This window comes from Pseudomonas sp. M47T1, from assembly GCF_000263855.1.
GTDB lineage: Bacteria > Pseudomonadota > Gammaproteobacteria > Pseudomonadales > Pseudomonadaceae > Aquipseudomonas.
Map to the genome: position 1 here is coordinate 1 of NZ_AJWX01000071.1, position 542 is coordinate 542.

The following is a 542-nucleotide window of genomic DNA, read 5'->3' on the forward strand; positions in this document are numbered from 1 at the left end:
CTCCCCACACCCGCCGCCCCACCCGCATTCGCCTTGATCTGCGCCCCCAGCAGGGTGATCCCTCCCGCATCAAGCTTGATAAAACTCCCCCCCGCCTGCACGGTCATTTCCTGCCCCGCCTCAATCGTCAGCTTCTGCCCCGCCTTGACGTGTATCTCCTGCCCAGCCTCGGTCAGCTGTGCCACGCCCAGCTTGACGTGCTGGTTGTTGCCTACGTTCAAATGGTCATCCACCTTCACCTCAACCTTGCGGTCGGCAAGGGTGGTGCGGTGCTCTTCGGCCATGAAGCGGCTGTAGCTGTTGGCCTCAACCGTGTCATGTCGCTCGTTGCCCACGCGGATCGTCTGGCTGTTCTCGATGTTCTCGTCCCAGTTGCGTTGGGCGTGGATGAAGATCTGTTCCTGGCCTTTCTTGTCTTCGATGCGCAGTTCGTTGAAGCCGCCACCGCCCGGGCTGCTCATGGTCTTGAACACGCTGCGGGTCTTGTTGGCGGGCAGGTCGTAGGGCCCCTTGTTTTCGGCGTGGTACAGGCAGCCGCTGAC

At 62.0% G+C, this 542-nt stretch carries 1 protein-coding gene; it reads right to left on the minus strand.

Translation table 11 applies throughout. The features are described from left to right. Positions 1-542: bacteriophage T4 gp5 trimerisation domain-containing protein (locus PMM47T1_RS28485; protein WP_008375940.1), on the minus strand; the 542-nt coding region annotated here is incomplete at both ends.